This is a genomic window from Acidovorax sp. Root568, from assembly GCF_001427445.1.
Classification (GTDB): Bacteria; Pseudomonadota; Gammaproteobacteria; order Burkholderiales; family Burkholderiaceae_C; genus Acidovorax; species Acidovorax delafieldii.
Window position 1 is genome coordinate 159843 of sequence record NZ_LMGP01000016.1, and the last position, 18816, is coordinate 178658.

Annotated in this window: 15 protein-coding genes and 1 tRNA gene; 14 read left to right on the forward strand and 2 right to left on the reverse strand. The window is 63.7% G+C overall.

Features of this window, described 5'->3' with window-relative positions; genetic code table 11:
* Positions 1-2: 2 nt before the first annotated feature.
* From ASD75_RS15360 to ASD75_RS15410, 12 genes are all read left to right on the forward strand, one after another.
* Positions 3-4391, forward strand: a complete 4389-nt coding sequence (locus ASD75_RS15360) for a translocation/assembly module TamB domain-containing protein (protein ID WP_056746845.1) — start codon at positions 3-5, stop codon at positions 4389-4391.
* Positions 4392-4446: 55 nt separating this feature from the next.
* Positions 4447-4521, forward strand: a tRNA-Arg gene (locus ASD75_RS15365).
* 703 nt (positions 4522-5224) lie between these two features.
* A complete protein-coding gene (locus ASD75_RS24200; protein WP_082565041.1) occupies positions 5225-5566 on the forward strand; it encodes an AlpA family phage regulatory protein in 342 nt (113 codons plus the stop codon).
* Complete coding sequence (locus ASD75_RS15375) at positions 5563-5901, forward strand: ogr/Delta-like zinc finger family protein (RefSeq protein ID WP_082565042.1); 339 nt, start codon at positions 5563-5565, stop codon at positions 5899-5901. The genes ASD75_RS24200 and ASD75_RS15375 overlap by 4 nt, the downstream gene beginning before the upstream one ends.
* Positions 5902-6405: 504 nt before the next feature.
* On the forward strand, positions 6406-6759 hold the full coding sequence (locus tag ASD75_RS15380; RefSeq protein WP_056746846.1) for a hypothetical protein: 354 nt from the start codon (positions 6406-6408) through the stop codon (positions 6757-6759).
* The gene (locus tag ASD75_RS23750; protein ID WP_156401031.1) at positions 6756-6902 is read left to right on the forward strand and encodes a hypothetical protein; all 147 of its coding nucleotides are present in this window, start codon (positions 6756-6758) and stop codon (positions 6900-6902) included. The genes ASD75_RS15380 and ASD75_RS23750 overlap by 4 nt, the downstream gene beginning before the upstream one ends.
* The gene (locus ASD75_RS15385) at positions 6899-7624 is read left to right on the forward strand and encodes a hypothetical protein (RefSeq protein ID WP_056746847.1); all 726 of its coding nucleotides are present in this window, start codon (positions 6899-6901) and stop codon (positions 7622-7624) included. Before ASD75_RS23750 ends, ASD75_RS15385 begins: the two co-directional genes overlap by 4 nt.
* 10 nt (positions 7625-7634) lie before the next feature.
* Entirely contained in the window at positions 7635-10754 is a 3120-nt protein-coding gene (locus tag ASD75_RS15390) for a hypothetical protein (RefSeq protein ID WP_056746848.1), read from the forward strand.
* A complete protein-coding gene (locus ASD75_RS15395; protein ID WP_056746849.1) occupies positions 10751-11413 on the forward strand; it encodes a hypothetical protein in 663 nt (220 codons plus the stop codon). The genes ASD75_RS15390 and ASD75_RS15395 overlap by 4 nt, the downstream gene beginning before the upstream one ends.
* Positions 11410-11850, forward strand: coding sequence for a hypothetical protein (locus ASD75_RS15400; protein WP_056746850.1), 441 nt, complete (start codon positions 11410-11412; stop codon positions 11848-11850). Before ASD75_RS15395 ends, ASD75_RS15400 begins: the two co-directional genes overlap by 4 nt.
* A gap of 85 nt (positions 11851-11935) precedes the next feature.
* A complete protein-coding gene (locus tag ASD75_RS15405) occupies positions 11936-12142 on the forward strand; it encodes a hypothetical protein (protein ID WP_056746851.1) in 207 nt (68 codons plus the stop codon).
* Between the two features lie 14 nt (positions 12143-12156).
* Complete coding sequence (locus tag ASD75_RS15410; RefSeq protein ID WP_056746852.1) at positions 12157-12882, forward strand: hypothetical protein; 726 nt, start codon at positions 12157-12159, stop codon at positions 12880-12882.
* A 191-nt stretch (positions 12883-13073) separates the two neighbouring features.
* Here the strand turns inward: ASD75_RS15410 and ASD75_RS15415 are convergent, their stop codons facing one another.
* Both ASD75_RS15415 and ASD75_RS15420 read right to left on the reverse strand, forming a co-directional pair.
* A complete protein-coding gene (locus ASD75_RS15415; RefSeq protein WP_056746853.1) occupies positions 13074-13655 on the reverse strand; it encodes a hypothetical protein in 582 nt (193 codons plus the stop codon).
* A gap of 163 nt (positions 13656-13818) precedes the next feature.
* Positions 13819-15339 carry a hypothetical protein gene (locus ASD75_RS15420; protein ID WP_056746854.1) on the reverse strand — a complete coding sequence of 507 codons (1521 nt, stop codon included), beginning with the start codon at positions 15337-15339 and terminating at the stop codon, positions 13819-13821.
* A gap of 355 nt (positions 15340-15694) precedes the next feature.
* Here ASD75_RS15420 and ASD75_RS23755 point away from each other — a divergent pair, with 355 nt between their 5' ends.
* Together ASD75_RS23755 and ASD75_RS15430 are read left to right on the forward strand one after the other, a co-directional pair.
* Complete coding sequence (locus tag ASD75_RS23755) at positions 15695-16159, forward strand: hypothetical protein (protein WP_156401032.1); 465 nt, start codon at positions 15695-15697, stop codon at positions 16157-16159.
* Between the two features lie 7 nt (positions 16160-16166).
* Positions 16167-18761: a P-loop NTPase gene (locus ASD75_RS15430; RefSeq protein WP_056746856.1), complete on the forward strand. Its 2595-nt coding sequence runs from the start codon at positions 16167-16169 to the stop codon at positions 18759-18761.
* Positions 18762-18816 lie beyond the last annotated feature (55 nt).

The following is an 18816-nucleotide window of genomic DNA, read 5'->3' on the forward strand; positions in this document are numbered from 1 at the left end:
CAATGAACGCCCCGCACCTTCCCACACCCCGCGCCCGCGCATCGGACTTCAGCGCCGGGTCCTCGTCGGCCCCACGCCCTCCTGCGCCCCGTGCGCCGCGCGTGCTGCGGACTCTGGGCTGGCTGCTGGTCGCCCTGGTGGCCCTGCTGCTGGCGGCCAGCGCGCTGCTGTGGTGGTGGGCGGGCAGCGGCACATCACTGGCCACCACGCTGGCCCGCGCGGCGCAATACCTGCCCGCCAACCAGCAACTGGAAAGCCGCGAGGTCAGTGGCTCGCTGCGCAGCGGCGGGCGCATTGGCTGGCTGCGCTGGAGCAGCCCCACCCTGGTGGTGGAAGTGACTGACATCCGCCTGGGCTGGCAGCTGGCCCCCTTGCTGCAGCGCCGCCTGGAGCTGGGCGAGGTGCATGCCGCCCGCGTATTGATCACGCCCCAGCCACGCCCCGCCGACACGCCCGAGCCACCGCCCACGCCCCTCACCGACCTGGTGCTGCCGCTGCAGCTGGGCGCGCCGTTCCGGGTAGACCAGCTGCTGTGGGCCGGCCCCCCCGCCGTGGAGGCCCAGGGCCTGGTGGGCGACTACCGGTTTGACGGCCGCCAGCACCGCCTGAACATCGGCGCGGTAGAACTGGCCCAGGGCCAGTACAGCGTACGCGCCACGCTGGACGCACAAGCCCCCATGGCGCTGGATGCCACCGTGGACGGCACCGTGCAAACCGCCGTGCCCGGGGGCGGTGCCGCGCTGCAGGTGGGCGCCCACGCCACGCTACAGGGTACGCTGGCCACCGCCGCCGCCCAGTTGCAACTGCAGGCACGCCTGAAGCCCACACCGACCAGCGAAGCCGCCACACCGCCCGTGGCCGCGCCTGCCAGCAAACCGGGCGCATCCAAATCCCTGCCCCCACGCGCGACCCCTGCGCCTGCGGCCGACCCCATGCAGGCTGACCTGACCGCCACACTGGCACCGTGGGCACAGCAGCCCCTGCAGTCTGCCAACGCCACGCTGCGTGCCGTCAATCTGGCAGCCCTGTGGCCGCAGGCACCGGTCACGCAACTGCACGGCACGCTGCAAGCCGGGCCGACATCCGGTGGCACAGGCACGGCAGGCTGGAGTCTGCAAGCCGCGCTGCGCAACGACCTGCCCGGCCCCTGGGACACCACCCGCCTGCCACTGACCGCGCTGGACGCCAGCGCAAGCTACGACGGCACCCGCTGGACCGTGCCCAGCGCCACCCTGCAGGCGGGTGCGGGCAGCATCACCGCACAGGGCCACTACACCCCCGCCGCCCATGCCCTGGAGGGCCAGGCCACCCTGCGCGCGCTGCGTCCCGACGCGCTGCACACGCTGCTGGCCGCCGCCCCGCTCTCTGGCCGCGTCACCGCACAAACCCAGGGCGACGCCGTGCGCTTCAGTGCTGACGTGCGGGCAGACACCGGCACGGCGGCGCGTGCAGCAACCGTAAAGACCCCGGGTGCAGCGGGCCCACCGCTGCGCATCAATACCTTCAGCACACAAGGCACGTGGCAGGCCGCCGACGGCGGCACGGTGCGGCTGGACCGCTTATTGCTGGACGCACTGCAGGCCCGTGTGGAAGCCACCGGGCTGCAGGTCGCACTGGGCACGCAATCTGCGCAAGGCAAGGTCACCCTGGCAGTGCCCGGCGCCACCGCACAGGCACAAGGCACACTGGCCCCGCGCAGCGGCGCTGGCGACCTGCAGCTGCAGTGGGCCGATGCAGCACTCACGCAGCGTTGGCTGGCCGGCCTGCCCGTGGTGGGCACCACCGTACAGCGCACCCTGCAAGGGGCCAGCGTCCAGGGCGCCGCACAGATCGCCGCGCGCTGGAAGGGTGGATGGCAGACGCTGACTGAGCAACTTCAGACTGCCACAGCCAACAGCGCACCCGCCCGCAACCCCGACCGCTTTGATCTGCAGGCTACGCTGAACACCCCCCAGCTGGACCTGACGCTCCCGGCCACCACCAACGCCAGCGGCGGCACATCCGCCGGGCAAGCCCTGCAACTGCGCGCCTTCAAAGCCGAACTGGGGGGCAACCTGGCGCAGGCCTCTCTGGCGTTGACCGGCGAGGTCCGCACGCCAGCGCCCCAGGCCCTGCAGACCACGGTGCAGACCCGCCTTGCCAGCACCCTGGTGGGTGCCGGGCAATGGCAGTTGCAGGTCAGCGAACTGCGCCTGCAAGCCCAGGTCGCCCAGCGCCCCGGGCCGTGGACGCTGCAACTGGCTGAGCCCCTGGGCCTGACCGTGCGCACCGGCGCCCCTACACCTGGAGCCCCCAGGTCACCGGCCAGCGGGCGGGCGTCACCATCGCCCACCACCAGCTCCCTCAGCCTGCAGGCATCGGCCGGTCAGGCCCGCATCACCGGTCCCTTGCCGGGCACCGTCACCCTGCGCTGGTCGCCGGTGCAATGGTCAGCAGCGACGGCACCCGGCGCCCTCTCGCGCTTGCAGACGCAGGGCACGCTACAGGGCCTGCCCATGGCCTGGGTGGATGCGCTGGGCCTGGGCGAGACGCCCGCCGCCGCGGGCCGGCCCGCGCAGCCGTTGCTTGCGCGCATGGGGCTGGCCAGCAGCATTGTGCTCGACGGGCAATGGAGTGTGGACACCACGGGCGACGCCCTGCGCGCCAGCGCCAGCCTGCGCCGTGCCAGTGGCGACCTGCGCATCCTGGCGGGCGATGCCACGGCCGTCACAGCGGTGCAAAGCAGCGGCCAGGGCACCGGCGCCGGAGCCACCACCGTGCTGGCGACTGCGGCCACCCCGCCTGCAGGTGCATCCAGCACATCAAGCGCCCCAGGCACTCCCGCCGGCGTGCGCCAGGCAGAAATCACGGTCACCGCCGAAGGCGACACGCTACGCGCGCGCCTGCTCTGGGCCAGCGACCGCGCGGGCGAGATCGACGCCACCGCCAGCACGCGCCTCGCCGCCGCCAACGCCGATGCCCCCTTCACCTGGCCTGCCGACGCGCCACTGGTCGGCACCTTGCGCGCCCGCCTGCCCGACGTGGGCGTGTGGTCTGCGCTGGCACCACCCGGCTGGCGCGTGCGCGGCACGCTGGACGCCAGTGCGACCTTGTCGGGCACGCGCGATGCGCCGCGCTGGGCGGGCACCCTGGGCGCCGATGACATGGCAGTGAGATCGGTGGTGGACGGCGTGGACCTGCAAGGCGGCCGACTTCGCGCCACGCTGCAGGGCAACCAGCTCCATATCACCGAGTTCCGCCTGCAAGGCGGGCGGGGCAGCAGCGCGCGCATCGCAGGCTTCAGCGGCAACCGCACAGCCGCCGCGCAAGACGGCGGCACGCTGACCGCCACCGGCCGCGTGGCCTGGGGCGACAGCGCCACTGCAGGCACGGGCATGTCAGGCATCACCATGTCTCTGCAGGCCGAGGCCAAGGCCCTGCAGGTGCTGGTGCGTGCCGACCGGCAGGTCAGCGTGTCGGGCCAGTTGCAGGCCCAGTTGCAGCAGGGCCAGATCAGCCTGCGCGGCAAGCTCACCACCGACCGCGCCACCATCATCCTGCCGGATGAATCCGCGCCGCGCCTGGGATCAGACGTGGTCGTGCGCTCCGCCGCCAAGGACCGCGAAGACCAGGCCAAGGCCCAGGCCGCCGCCAAGGCCAACCAGGTGGCCGCGCAGGCAGAGACCGCCAAGCCGCCCGACATCGCCGTCACCCTCAACCTGGGGCGCGACTTTGCGCTGCAGGGCCAGGGCATCACCACCCGGCTGACCGGCGAGGTGGACGTCCGCAGCAGCGCCGTGCCCGGCGCCCCGCCGCGTGTGACCGGCGAGGTGCGCACCGACCAGGGCCGCTACCGCGCCTGGGGCCAGATGCTGGATGTGGAGACAGGCCTCATCCGCTTCAACGGCCCGTACAACAACCCCTCGCTCGACATCCTGGCCCTGCGCCCCAACATCAGCGTGCGCGCGGGCGTGCAGGTCACCGGCAGCGCGCAGGCGCCACGCGTCACGCTGTATTCCGACCCTGAACTGCCGGATGCCGAAAAGCTGTCGTGGGTGGTGCTGGGCCGCAATGCCTCGGCCGGAGGCGCCGAAGCGGCCATGCTGCAACAAGCCGCCTTGGCGCTGCTGGGCCGCAACGGCGGCCAAAGCCCCACGGCCAACGCCGCCAGCCGCCTGGGCCTGGACGAAATCGGCTTTCGCGGCGCCACAACGGGCGAAGACGCCAGCGCCGCCGCCCTCACCTTCGGCAAACGCCTGTCCAAAGACCTGTACGTGACCTACGAACGCAGCCTGTCGGGCACGCTGGGCACGCTCTACATCTTTTACGACCTCTCCCGCCGCCTCACCCTGCGCGGGCAAACCGGTGAGAAGAGTGCGGTGGACATCATCTACACCGTGAAATACGACTGAGGTCCAGGCGGCCAGAGAGACAGCCGCGCGCCACTACAATGCGCGGCTGCCTTGCCTCCTCGTAGTTCAATGGATAGAACGAGTGCCTCCTAAGCGCTAGATACAGGTTCGATTCCTGTCGAGGGGACCAGCGACCAGTCCGTAAGAGTCCAAACTCTTCCGGACTTTTTTATTTCTCCTTTGAAATCAGTATCTTAGCTGTCCAGACCCGTCCAACCCAATCCACCCCCATCCGCGCAAATTGGGGGCACATTTGGGGGCACATTTTTCAAAAGTGGGGGCACATTTCTTTTATGCCCCCACCCCAGGGGGAGATGCCCCATGGCAGAGGGCGGCCTCAGGGCGGTTTTACGCACGCCAGCAGGCCCAAACACCCCCTAAAGCCCACCGAACCCACACGCGGCAGCCGGATGTGCCTCCAGCCGCGCCGGTTTGTGCCCCACGCCTGACCCACAACCAGGCCTCCGTCCCGGGATAACTCCGCCGCGCACGATTGGGCCGAAGCACCCCCCTGAAACCCACCGAACCCACCAACCGCCCGCCGGTTGTGCCCCCAGTTCGGCCCGGATGTGCCCCCAGCCACTCCGGTTTGTGCCCCCAGAACTGACCGGCCGCCCTCGCCTCTCCGCCCGCTGAGCCAATTTTTGGGCGCGCGATTGGCCGTCCACAACCCCCCAAATCCAACCAAACCCACCACGCGGCGAGCTGCCCACCGGCCCAAAGTCCGCCTTTCGGAGTCCGCCCCGGCCACTTCGCCCAACTTCAGCATGTGTAGAGCGCACACACATGCAGCACTCGTTTGTCCACGGCCGTCCGTCCATGACCATAGAGGCATGCACACATCCACCGACATCCACCACGCAAAAAACACCCCTGCCTCTGAGCTGCGCCCTGTGCGCAATCGCCTGCTACGCCTGGCTGACGTGAAGCACATGACCGGCCTTGGCCGCAGCACGATCTATGCAGCCATTCGGGCCAAATCCTTCCCGGCCGCCGTGAACCTCACAGCCCACGCGGTGGCCTGGCGTGAGTCGGATATTGATGCGTGGATCGCTGCCCGCCCACCGGCCGCCCTGCCCATCGAACCGCCCGCACCCGTTGCTGCCAAGCCCGCGCCCAAGGCAGCGCGCACCCGCGCAACGGCCAGCGCTGCAACAAAACGGAGCCGCTCATGAGAATGCGCTGCCCCCACTGCAAGAGCTGGGCGAACGTTCGCAACAGCGTCGAAGTAACGCCCCTGCTGCGCGAGCTGTTCCTTGTCTGCAAGAACGCCGCCTGTGGCCACACCTTCGCGGCCGCGACCGAGATCAACCGCACGCTGTCCCCATCGGCTACGCCTGATCCGTCCATCCTGCTGCCCCTGAGTCCCCACGTCCGGCGCCGTGACGTGATGGAACAGATGGCACGACACCCTATCGCCCAATGCGACCGCCTGCCCCCGGCTGATGCCGACCGCCCGGGCACGGATACCGACGCCACAGAGACCGAATCGGCCGCCCTGGCGCCGTAGGTCAACCCCAAACCCAAAGCACCGCCTTGCGGAGCCGTTTTGCGGCCCTGCGGCCCGACCTACGCCCAAACAAACCCGCTTGCCCTTTTGCGCCCTTGATTCCCATGACTACAACCCCCAGCTCCCGCCATCCTGGCCAGGCCGCTTTCGGTCCGTGCAATACCGCACAAGCCGCGAACTTGCCGCGCCAGTTCGCCCCCAAACACCCACCAAAATCAACCAAACCCACCACGCGTCGCTATACTTCGGGCGTTACGTCACAAAAAGGCGTAATCGGGATTGGCGTCCCGTGTAACCCGCTGCGACGCAAGCCGCAGCCTCTCCCGCAGAGCAACTGCGGCTTGTTTGTTCGCGCCTCCAAGTTTTGGCGGCTCGGATGGGGAGCCGCAAGGCTCGCCGGTTCGCGCAAGCGGGTTCCCGGTACGCCAACCTGTTCGAGCCGCCGCCCCCAATTGGCGTTGGGAGTGACGGTTTTTGCAAACCGAACTCGCTTGGAGGCCTCCCATGGCTGACCGTACCCCCTCGGGCGCATCCGCGTCCGGCGCAGCTGCACGCGCGCATTCCTCTCCCTCTTGCTCTTGCCCTCCCCCGCTGTCTGACCGCGCCCCGCGTTCGCTGGCCCTTGATGCCGACGACAACGCAGGCGACCTGCGCACCACGCTGCAGGCCTATGGCGCCATCGAGAAGCTCATGAGCTGCCACGGCTCAAAGGACAGCCAGACCATCGTCGCCCATCGCGACGAACTGGGCGCCTTGCTTCGTCTGGTGAATGAGCGTTTCGCTCACGACCTGGACGCGCTCGATTCCACTCTGCAGACCCTGCACAGCGCCCTGGGCGCACGGGAGACCCTGCAATGAAGACCTACCTCATCAAGTGCATTGACGGGGCGGGCACATTCCACCGCTACACCCAGCAGGCCGCATCGCATGCGGCCATCGGCTCCAGCGCTTTCGAGCGCTTTGGAGACCTGCGTTTGCTGAGCGTGCGGAGGGTCTCATGAACGCGCCCGTTCGCATCAACCTCCAGCACGCCTACGAACAGAACCGCCAGCGCATCGCACAACTTTGGAGCGAGGCACAGGCCATTGCATCGGACGATGCAGCGAGCCGCTATCTGGTGCGGCAGGGCTTGCGGGGGCACGACGCCGCGAACTGGCCCGACGCTTTGCGCCTGCATCCATCGCTCGACTACTGGCACACCGACAGCCAGGGCAGCGCCGCGTGCATTGGCGCCTTTCCCGCGCTGCTGGCCGCGCTGGAGATTGATGTTCACCCGCACGGGTTGTTCAAGCCCGCCGTGCGGCACACCGTGGCCCTGCAGCGCTTTTATCTGACCCCGCGCGGCACGCCTGCGCCGGTGCCTTCGTTCATCAAGGCCACGGGCACCGATGGGCACATCAAGGGCGCGGCCGTGCGGCTGTCTGCACCGCGTGTGCAAACCGATGGCTTGGTGCTGGGCGTCGCCGTGGGCGTGGTGTCCGCGCTGCGCTTCTCCTCTGCACTGCGCATGCCAGTGTGGGCTGTTGCAGACGCTGCAGCGCTCGCGCATTTCCGGTGGCCACGCGAGGTCACGCACCTGCATGTGTTCACCGACACCAACGACGCGGCCCACGCGGTCCCGGCCTGCGAGCTGGCGCGCAAGGCTGCGCGCTGCGGTCTCAGCAGCTATGTGCAGACGGTCACGCCACGCACTGCCCACACCACCACCGCCCCCAACGTTTGAAGGAATCACCATGGCAAAGAAGAAGGCCAACGCCACAAGCACGGGCGCGGCATTGAACGACACCAGCGCACAAGCCGCAGTGCAAGCAGCTCCACAAGGAGCGGCACCAGCTCGCGCACCGGCGCTGCAGTTCACCGTGTTCACATCCACCGAGCCCGAACGGCTCACCAAGGTGCTGAGCCTGAACCGCGACGGCACGCTGAACAAACAGGCGGCCGCTTCGATGATGGCGGGCACCGCGCAGCGTGTGCGCCTGTCGGGGCTGCAGGCCCTGGCCCAAGCGCTGGACAGCCTCACACCGGCTCAAGCGGTGGGCTGGGGCATCTGCGCGCAGGAACAAGCGGCCATCGTGGCGGAGCGGGATGCGCAGGTGAACGATGGAGCGCATGGGGCGATATCACGCACGCGGCAGCACTTCGCGTTTCCGCGTGGCCCGGGCGTGCTGATGCTGGACCACGACGGCTGCCCGAATGGCGAACTGAACGCGGACGAACTGCGCCAGCGTTTGATTGATGCATGCCCCGCGCTGGCCGATGCGCCGATGCTCTGGCGGCCCAGTTGTTCGGCCGGTGTGCAGGCGCCCGATGGGCGGGTGCTGTCGGGCTTGGACCGGCATCGCCTTTACATCCCGGTGCGTGATGCCTCGCGCATTCCCGATGCGGGCAAGACGCTGTTCACACTGCTGTGGGCGTTTGGGCAAGGCTGGTATGAGGTGGGCCGCGCTGGGCAAGCGTTGGAGCGGTCCCTCATTGACGCCACCGTGTGGCAGCCCGAACGGCTGGACTTCTGCGCGCCGCCAGTGCTGCTTGACGGCCTGGACCGCCCTGGCGCTGCAGCGCGCACTTATGGCGATCCCGATGCACTGTTCGACCTGGGCTTGATCGAGTGCGACGGCGAGACCCGCAAGCAGGTGCAGAGCCTCAAGCGGGCGAAGCGTGAAGCGATTGCCGGGCAGTGCGCGGCGCAGCGTGAACGCTGGGCCAATGCGAAGGCGCCATCGCTCGCCATGCGGCGCGGCATCCCCTTGGAGAAGGCGCGCGATGTGCTGGTGCGGGCCAGTGAGAAACGGGTGTTGATGGGGCATTTCATGCTCACATCGGCGGAGGGTGAACCCGTGTCAGTGGGGGAGATTCTGGACGCGCCCGACCGCTGGCACAACACGCAGTTCGCGGACCCGCTGGACCCGGACACCGACCGCCGCGTGGCTGTCGTGAACCTCAAGAGTGGCCAGCGCCCGTACCTCTACACGCACCGCCATGGAGGGATGCGCTTTGAGCTGATGCGACAGTCCGCGCGCGTACAGATTGGGCGCGGGATGCGGGTAGCAACGACCGACGCTGTTCTGTCCGTTCTCAAGAGCCGGGGCGAGCTGTTCGACTATGGCGAGGGCGCGATTGCCTACGTCAGTGAGGGCAAGGCGCGGCCGGTATCGCCCGATTGGTTGACCGACCACATGGGCCGCGTGTGCGACTTCTATTCGGTGCGCAAGCGCAAGGACTCTGCAGGGGATGACCAGACCGAGGAAGGGGCAGAAGATGCGCCTCTCGGGGTGGCCCGCGCCATCCTGGCCAAGCATGGCGAGCGGGGATTCAAGAAGCTCGTCGCGGTCGTGACGGCCCCGACCTTGCGCCTTGACGGCTCGATCCTTGACCGCCCCGGGCATGACGACGTGTCGGGCCTGCTGTTCTACAGCGAGCATCCGAACCCGCCCAAGGTGCCCAGCAGTCCCACGCCAGCCGATGCACTGGCTGCGCTGCGGTTCCTGTGGCGGCCGCTGGCCTTGTTCCCCCTGGTGGACGATGTGGCGCGCGGTGTGGTGCTGCATGGCCTGCTGTCTGCTGCATTGCGCGCCAGCTTGCCCACGGCACCGGGCATCGGTTTGGACGCCCCGGCCGCAGGCAGTGGCAAGACCTTGTTGGCCCGTTGTATCGGGATTCTGGCGATGGGTGCAGACCCGGCCATCCTGCCGCCCGCAGACACCGACGAAGAAACCCGCAAGCGCCTGTTTGCCGTGCTGCGCGAGGGCCAGCGCGTGGTGCTTTGGGACAACGTGCGCGAGCCTTTGGGCTCTGCATCGCTCGATGCGTTTCTGACTGCCCCGACCTTTGCCGACCGCATCCTGGGCAGTAGTGAGACCGTGACGTTACCGAACCGCGCGCTGTTCATCGCGACCGGGAACAACCTGCGCATGACTTCGGACACCTGCCGCCGGGTGCTGACCGCACGCATCGATACGCAGAGCGAGAAGCCGTACACGCGGGACTTTTCTTTCGACCCGGCGCAGATGATGACGAACGACCGGCTGCAGTACGTGGTGGCGGCGCTCACCATCGTGCGGGCCTACATCACCGCCGGGCGTCCGAAGGTGGCCAAGGGGCGCACGGCAAGTTTTGAGCATTGGGATGATCTGGTGCGCCAGCCGCTGTGCTGGCTGGCGGGGCTGGTTCGGCAATCGGCTGACGCAGAGCTGCCCACGCTGGCGGACCCTATGGAGGCGGCCGCGCGGGCGTTCGAGCAGGACCCCGAGACCACCAAGCTGGCCGCGATGCTGGAGGCTTGGCACGAGGCCTTCGGGGGCATGCAAACGACGGTGGCGAGTGTCATCCGGCGCGGGGACACAGACGAGCGGCTGGGCGGGGCGATGGACGAGATTGCCGGGCAGGCCGGGAAGGTCAACTCGCGCATGTTGGGCCGTTGGGTGGAACGCATGACCGGGCGCATCGTGGGCGGCAAACAGTTCGTGCGGATTGGCCTTAGGGCCGGGGTGCTGCATTGGTCGGTGGGCAAGGTGGGTGCATCGCCCCCTGCCCCGACTTTGCAAACCCAAAACGTGAACGCGCCATCGGCCGCCGAACACCCACCAAAAGCCACCAAACCCACCAATCCGGGGCAGACAGGACACGAACCGGCCGATTCACAAAATCAAAACGTGAACGCGCCGTTGACCGGCAGACACCCACCAAAAGGCACCAAACCCACCAAAAACGGGGGTTCGGACACCGCCGGTGCACCCGGCGTGGTGGGTTTGGGGGGTTTTGGAGGGTTTTCTTCAGCCGATCCGTGTGCCAGCGTTCCGGGTGCGGGTGGCGCGGCAAGTTCGGCGGCGGACGATGTGGAGTTCTTCCAATGACGGCCCCGCATTCATCGCCTTTGGTGGGTTTGGTGGCTTTTGGGGGGTTTACTTCGGACGACCGGCGCACCGAGTTTTGCGAGTCGGGGGAAGAAACTGGCACGCAGGCCGACCCGGACTTGGTGGGTTTGGTGCGTTTTGGTGGGTGTTTGGCGGTCAACGGCACGCACAAAATTTGCGCCGAAGCCGATTCCAGCGAGCCCGCCGTGGTGGGTTTGGTGGGCTTTGGTGGGTTCCAGCCAGCGGATGGCGCGTCCACGTTTTGCGCTGACGCTGGTTTGACCGATGCCGACAAGGCCCTGGCCACGGCCGCCCGGGGCATTCTGCAGACGCTGGAATCAGCGGGTTTGACCCTGGCTGTGACGGACACCGGAGCGTTGCAGGTCTCGCCCGCAAGTGCCTTGCGCCCCGACCAGCGCGTGGCCATCCGCGATCACCGCGCGGGTCTTGTGGCCCTGCTGCGGCTGCGCGGCGCGCTGTTCATCGACGACGAGCGCCACCGCTGCCGCGACTGCGTGCATCTGCAGCGCAAGGGCTATTGCGCGATGGCGCAGAAGGGCCTGATGCCCGGGGTCAATCCGTGGTTCACGCCCGCGCCCCACGTGCTGCAGCACTGCCACTTTTTCCACCCGAACGCGGTGGAACTGGGGGCGCCATGAGCAAGGCCACTTTCGCCACCGGCGACACCACACCGGCCAAGGCTCCCATGTCCAACGCCGAACGCCAGCGCAAGCACCGCGAGAAGCGCAAGGCGGAGTTGCAGGCACTGCGCGCTGGCGCTGCGGCCCCGCTGTCGCTGCGGCTGGCTCTGCCCTTGCAATCGGCCGCACCTGTTGTGCCAACTGTTTCGGCCCGTGCCCTGCCCGATGACTCGCCATCCCTGCGCCTGCAGCTCGATGCAGCCCGCAAGCGCTGCGAAGCGCAGGCGGCAGAGCTGGCGGCCCTGCGTGCGGAGCATGAGCCCTTGGTGGCCCGTTTTCTGGCCTTGCGCACGGTATTGAGGGCCGTCCTCGGCAAGTTCTCACCGGCGGCCCGGCATGTGACGCGCAGCCACTTGCAGGAGACCGGGTTTATCGAGTGGCTGGACGCTGATTGAACGCTGCGGGGCACTGCCCCGCGCCTGTTGTTCCCTTCTGTTTTTTCCGTTGTTTTCTTCCTTTTTTCACCTCTGAAAGTTCACCATGTTCGCCAATGAATCCAAGGCCCGCGCGGCCTATGTGTCCGCCAATCGCAAGCTCGAAGCCGCCCTGTCGGAGTACACGCAAGCGCGCACCGAGCTGCACAAGATCACGGGGGAGTTCTCCGCCGTCGATCAGAAGCTGTCCCTGCAATTCAACACGCGCACGGGCCAGTCCCAGTCCGCAGAAATCACGCTCACCGACTGCTGAAAGGAATCCCCACCATGACGACCCAAACCACCAAGACCACCCCGATTCAAGACGAGTTGGCCCAGGCCCAGGCGGCCTACGACAGGGCGCTGCAGACGTTGCTCAAGGCCTGCGCGGATTTCAACGAGGGCTCGGGCAAGCAGTACGCGGAGTTGATGGAGCGCCATGCGGACCTGCGCGGCAAGATTGCAGCTCATGAGGCTGCGGCAGAGACCGCCACGCTGGAGTTCAAGCAGTTGCTCGCGGCTGCGAACTTCGAGAAGACGAAGGCGGTGAAAGAGGCGCTATTCAAGAAGAACGACGCCCTGGCCATTGCCGAAGAACTGCGCGAGGCGCTGGCCGATTCGGAGCGTACGACGTTGCCCCTGCGCGCCAGTGCGTCGCGCGCTGCGGAGCACTACGCCAACGCGCACGACGCGGCCTATGGGGCCTATGCGCGGTTGGAGGCCTACAAGGCCCTGGCGGAGTCCGAAGTGGCGCTCACGCGGGCCATGGCGCTTATGACGCATGCCTCGGAGCCCACGGGCATCGACCGGCAAGCCGACGATCCAAGGGCCTACCGGATGAAGTTCATCTGGCAGCGCCTGTCGGCCGTGGCGATGGAGCGGCCAGAGGCGCAGCAGCGGCCCGAAGTGGAGGCACTGGGGCCGCTGGAGCTGGGGGCGTTTGCGGGGCGTGCGTTCCTCACGCCGGTGAAGGTGATGCAGCTGCAGCGGGCGGAGGCGACCGCGACGGCCTGAGCATCACGATGAAGCGAGCCAGGCATGCGCCCTGGCGCTGAAAGACAAAAGGCCCCGGCAGTGATGTCGGGGCCTTTTTGCGTTGGTCGGTTAGGTACCGCCGGTGGCGGTTTCAGAAAGCGGAAGCTCAACGCTTGACATGAGCAGTGGCCGACCGGCGCAGTCGATTGGATATGCGTTCTATGGAAAGACTAGCCATCAACTTTTGCGTACGCGGAGGCGTGCCATTTGGTGCCGGACACTTGCCACGGGAGCGCCTCTTGCACACGCACCCTCTTATGGTTGCCGCCAGTAAAGACATAAGTCTGCAGCTCTTGAAAATGCCGCCGCTTCTTTGAATACGAGAAAGTCACGAGAAACACTATCAGCGGCTTGTCGATTCCTTCCCACTGCCGCCCAATGGCGTCGAGATTGAGCTGATGTGTGTCATTGTCAGTCCGGCTGTAGCCGACAAAGATGAATGTGTCAGCTTCGCTGGCTGCACTTGCCAGCTTCTCAATTTCATTTACGGTTTCAACCTTTGCCGGTGTCCATTCCCATTCTGCTTTCGCCCAGGCCTTCGCGTTTGAGTCTTGGATTACCGCGTCAGTTTTTCCGCCCGTTTCGAAGCATGTGTATAGACCGAGGTGGTCTGCAGCCATCTTGACCGTAGACGCGATATGTGTAGTCCAAAGCGCGCGACGACTGATGTCAATACGATCTGGCGTTATTGGAAAGTCCCGATACCAGAACGCATTGAACAAGGCGACGAAATCCTTAGTACGACTTTTCATGATTTGATGACAAACGTTTGAATTCAGCGGCCGCCGGGGGTGGTACTCAGGAATGAAGGCTAGACCACTGCTGGCGGCTCGCCCGGCAGCTCCTCCTTTGCGTGCACTAGTAGCTCGAAGACAGCGATGATGGCGCCCCACCAAGCAGAGAGTACGCGCCCCATCAGGGCGAATTTGACTCTGGACTCTTAAGTCCTGAGGGCAAAACACTATCTGGAAGGATTCTGTCCCACTCGTCCTTGAAGAGGTGGCGGTGAACAGTTCGTTGGTACACCTCGTTGAAGTGCTCTTTGGCAAAGTACTTGATCATCCAACGTTGTTGATCGCCGGAGTGCTTCAAGTTAAAGAACGCATGAATGCCTTCCTCGGCAATCGTTGGGCTCACGTCTTCGAAGTCCTCGCATGAGGCCACGGTATAGGGCATGGAGTCAAGCCATGAGAGGTCAAGATTCGCCTCAGCCATTTTCTTGCGCACGCCTTCTGCCAAAAGGTATGCTGACGTGCCAAACAAGTACCAATCTTCGAGCGTCACGACGAGCGGAAAGATTGGCCGATCGTTTCGCGGCCAATGCGTGTGGCCTGCCAGTGCATCAGCTATGTTTTTGTATAGCTGTATGACGGCTTTCGCCAGGTAGTCCACTTGCTGGCCAATGATTGCTGGGTCAACCGCCGACTTAGCACCCACGGTCATCCGCTTGGCCTTGCATTCGACAAACAAGTTCGCCCGGGCGTCGGTCACTATCCAGTCCACGCCGTCTTTTCGAGCGCGCCCCACCTTGTACTCACGCTCTTCGTAAATCGTGAATTGAGGGCTTGGGAATGTCTTGCTCAGCACCTCACCAAAGTAGGCTTGAAACGAAGCACCAAATGGGTCGTTGAAGCCTTCTGCTTGAGCGATTTCGTAGAAGAGGCCTTGGCTTACCCGGCTCATGACATAGTGGGGAATAGGGCAATGGAGGCGCTCAGGGTGCGTCAAGTCCAAGCCCACGAGCGGTTTGGCTTCGAGTGGGTTCCACGTGTACATCCAGGTGTCGTCGTACCTGGCTGCGTCATTGACTTTTGATTGGAGTTCTTCGAGAGGCTGCGACAGTTTGTCAAACACAGTTTTGGATCGCTCCAGCTCAATGGCAACCGATCGGTAGTCCTGGTGAGCGGAGATCGTGCATTTGTGCTGTAGAAGGCCCACAGTGGCAAAGCCCACGAGAAACCATTCCTTCGTGCTGACCCCAGTCTGGCGAATCAGTAGGCGCTCCACGTCGGGCTCAGAGAACACCTTGAAGTAACGCATGAGCGCATTGAGTTGGCGCGTGCGCTGCCATGGAAACTGAAGATGGCCTGTCGGGTTCAAGCTGTTGCAGGCCTGGTCCGGCGTCATTGCCGGCCCCACCATGTCATTGGTGACTGTGCGCAGCATATTGAGCACGCGTGCCATGTTGGGCCAGGGGCGAAGACGAAGCGTTCCCCTTGGCGTCGCGTTCAACGCGATTTCGCGCGCAAGAATGGCGATCTCCCACTTGTGAAGTTCGGCCTTTAGCTTTATGAATCCTTGGCCGGTCCATACCTTCTCATTCGAGGAATGATGGTCCACCGCTTGGAAATACCACCATATGTCGTCGATTGAATCCTGTAGGTTGTACTGGCGCAGGAGATTTCGAAGCGGCTTGTATCGAAGGTAGTTGTTCAAGGTCTGAGCCAGGTTGAAGCTACAGCGAGCTGACAGACCGCAATCCGCCTTGACGAGGGTTGATGCCCCCCTGGATGGTCGCCTCTCACCGAATGCTGACGCGCCATCATCATATGTCCGCAACGTAACCGGGCACTCGCCCTCACTTATGAACGGCCAGACAAAAGCCGTCAAATCCCGTCACCCGAAAATGCGCGAAGACCGCCCACCAAGCCGCACCGTGCCTCGCGCAGTCCATGGTCGGCAAGGTCGTCAATTGAGGGCCATTTAGCGGGCAGGTGAGGCGGGGTCTCCACTGCGCGCAATGAGGCTCAATTGATAACATGTCAAATACAAGGATCTCAGTTGATCCTTCATGGAAACGAATGCCGGGGAACGAATGAGCCAACACAAAACGAACATCCAAGCCTTTGTAGCCGCCGCGACATCCAGTGCCGACCAAGTAGTCCGTGCCTATTGCGGCATGGTTGCTATAGAACTGGTGCTCAAGCAAGCAACCCAGATGACCGATCACAATGTTCCCGGTGCACTGAATGTCTTCGCCCATCGTTTTGCCGTGGGTCACCAGCAAGGCTGCAAAATTCGGCTCATTGCTTTATCCACCCAGTTGAGCAATGCCTTGACGGCTATCAGCGTGCAAGGAAAAGACGGCGCAGCGCGGTTCGCTCCCGCAGGGTCTTACCCATACATCCGCTATACGCGACACAGCGCTGACGGATGGCCTGCCCCGGCGACGAGTACTCAACAGGCCAAGGCGCTGGCAGATGCCGTAGCCAGTACACGGTCTTACCTTGCAACCAAATTCCAAAAATCACTCTGATCCCGCCATGACAATATCTGAGTTCATTGAATCGATTGCTCGCTTGGATCACATCAAGGTCGAGGTTAAATATGCGCATCCAACGCTGTTTATCCTGTGTATCGCAGATTCGTTCGAGGGATTGTCTGCCGATGCCCGACTCATCGAGTTTTGTAGAGCTGCTGACATGTCAGCAGACGACGTCGCATCAGTTGCAGCCAGTCCGATGATCGAACTGGTACTCGTCACTGAAAAAGAACGTTTGCAACAGTTTGATTTTCTGGGTTCCGACGACGCTGGAACTAGCTGGCTGAGCGCGTTCGCCCCGCGCAGCAAAGCGGCCTCTCAGCCCGCCGTCGTTTTGACTGAACAGGTTAGGGATGCTTCGCCCAGCCAACGCAGTGCGAAAGCGGTTCATTTTTACGGGTACAAGGGTGGCCAGGGGCGATCGACCGTGCTGATGGCACTGGCGAAAGTGCTGGCGGATTCAGGCTACCGAGTGCTTACCGTGGACGCAGATATTGAGGCTCCGTCCTTAGACGCAATGTTTGGCGTTGCGGCTTCAGACATCAGCGCGACCTTAATGGGCCTGGCGACTCCGGGCACTCCACTGACTCCGCTTTCGCGAACGTACGTCGGCGCGTCAGTCACAGGATATGTTGACCTTGTTTCCGCACGGCCTGTTGCAGCCCGCTTTGACATGGACTTCGCAGCCTTCCTGCTGAATGCGTCGCTGGATGCGTCGGTGCTGCAACTGGCGATAGCATCACTCCGGCGACAGACCGAGACATACATCGAAAACGAACCGCGACGTTATGACATCGTGCTTTTTGATCATCGAACCGGGCTTGCACCTTCCGTTCTACCCATCATGGATGCGTGGCCAGGGCCTGCTGTAATTTTTGTCCGCCCAGATGGAATGGCGCGGCATATCCTGGATTCACGGCTGATCGATACCTTACTAGCCCACGATCCAGAATCCCCGGGGGCTTTCGTCAGTTTTTCGCTAGATCCCAAGAAGACTGCGCAGGACACACGTAGCCAGAGCGCACGATTTATTGATGGTTTGCTCGGCAAGGTAGCCGACGCGATGCAGATCGGGGATGCTATCGATCCTCAAGAACTAGATCCCTACTGGATATTTTGGAAACACGACCAGAGCTTCGTTGATGGACAGCAGCCGAATCCACGCGACATGTCGAACGGTAGCCTTGCGGCCCTCGGACAGCTGCGCTCAGTGCTGGGACTGAGTGGCAACCTTGTTTCTGCTCCCAAGCCGCTGAACACACTCACAAACAGTGGTTCAACGGATGCCGGAAAATTTATCCTTACGCCAGGGCTAGCCAAGTTGTTCAGCCCGGAGAGCCCGTATACGTATGTTTTTGGCCGTAAGGGAACGGGAAAGACAAGACTTCTGACTGAACTCGTGAACGGCGATCTTGCAGAACCATTGCTCGTGGCAAACGACTCAACTGGCGGAGGGTTACCCAGCGCAGGCCATATTTTTAATGCCGCGCTTGCCGCCTGTAACCGAGACTTTGAAAAATTCTGGTGGATGTTGCTTGGCGCGGCGCTCTCGACGCCGAACACTAAGGGCAATGGCGTTCTAGAAGACTCTCTTTCACAGAAGATCTCTCAGCTCACCACCCCAACAGAAGCTCCCGACCCCAGCGAACGGCAGGCTGCATCTAGCCAATCGGCAAAGCGAGTTTTCGCAATCGACGGAGTGGAAACCGCCGTTCCAGCGAAAGATCTTCGCCCTTTCGTTGAAGCCCTTTTCCGCTTTCTGGCGGCAGTCCAGTACGACAAGATCTATTCAAAGCAGGTAACGATACGACTTCTACTTCGCACAGACCTTGCAACTGGCGCTGCGGAGAACGTCGAACAGCAAATCGAAGGGGCTGTGCTCTATCTGCACTGGAATAAGACCACCATTCTTAATTTCGCCCTCGCGCGAATTGCCAGCCTGCCGTGGTTTCAACAGAATTTCGGGGACGTTTGCAAAAAAATTGAGACTAAGGCTGACAGCATCTCGCGTGGTGCATTGCCTGATGATGATTCAGAGTCTTTACTGCTAGAAATCTTTCCCGCAGGGCTGGAGCGCAATCGTCTGAAAACTACAACTTTCTTTTCCACCTACTTCTCTGATGCTGGAGGTGACGCTGGCACCGACTCCGCGTTTTATCCGAGGCTATTCGATGGATTTCTGCGGACGGTAGCTAGTAACGCTAGTGATGGAGCCGAATTGGTCGAAGGACGACTCTCAAGCAAAAGTGTGCTGCTTGCCTACGATCAGGCTTCGAAAGCGTTCATTAGCGAGGTTAGGACTGAGCTGTATTCATTCCTGAACCTCGAGTCAAATATCGATGCAAACAAATCGACCGTAGACCGGTTGCTTGCCGCCTTCGACGGACTTCAAACACCGTTTTCCATCGAGGAGATCATTCAGACGCTAGCGGGTCGCGCAAATATTTCAACAGATTTGGCCCGTAGCGCACTGAACAGCATGCAGAAGATTGGGATGTTCGAGGTCCGAGGAGGTTACCCAGGTGAATTGCGGGCGAGGCAACTCTACAAGGCAGGGCTCGGGATGAAATATGTGCGAAAGAAGGCGCAGGAATAGACGAGTTGTACGACTGGTTCAACAGCTCACAAAAATCGCACCGAGCCTACCGCCA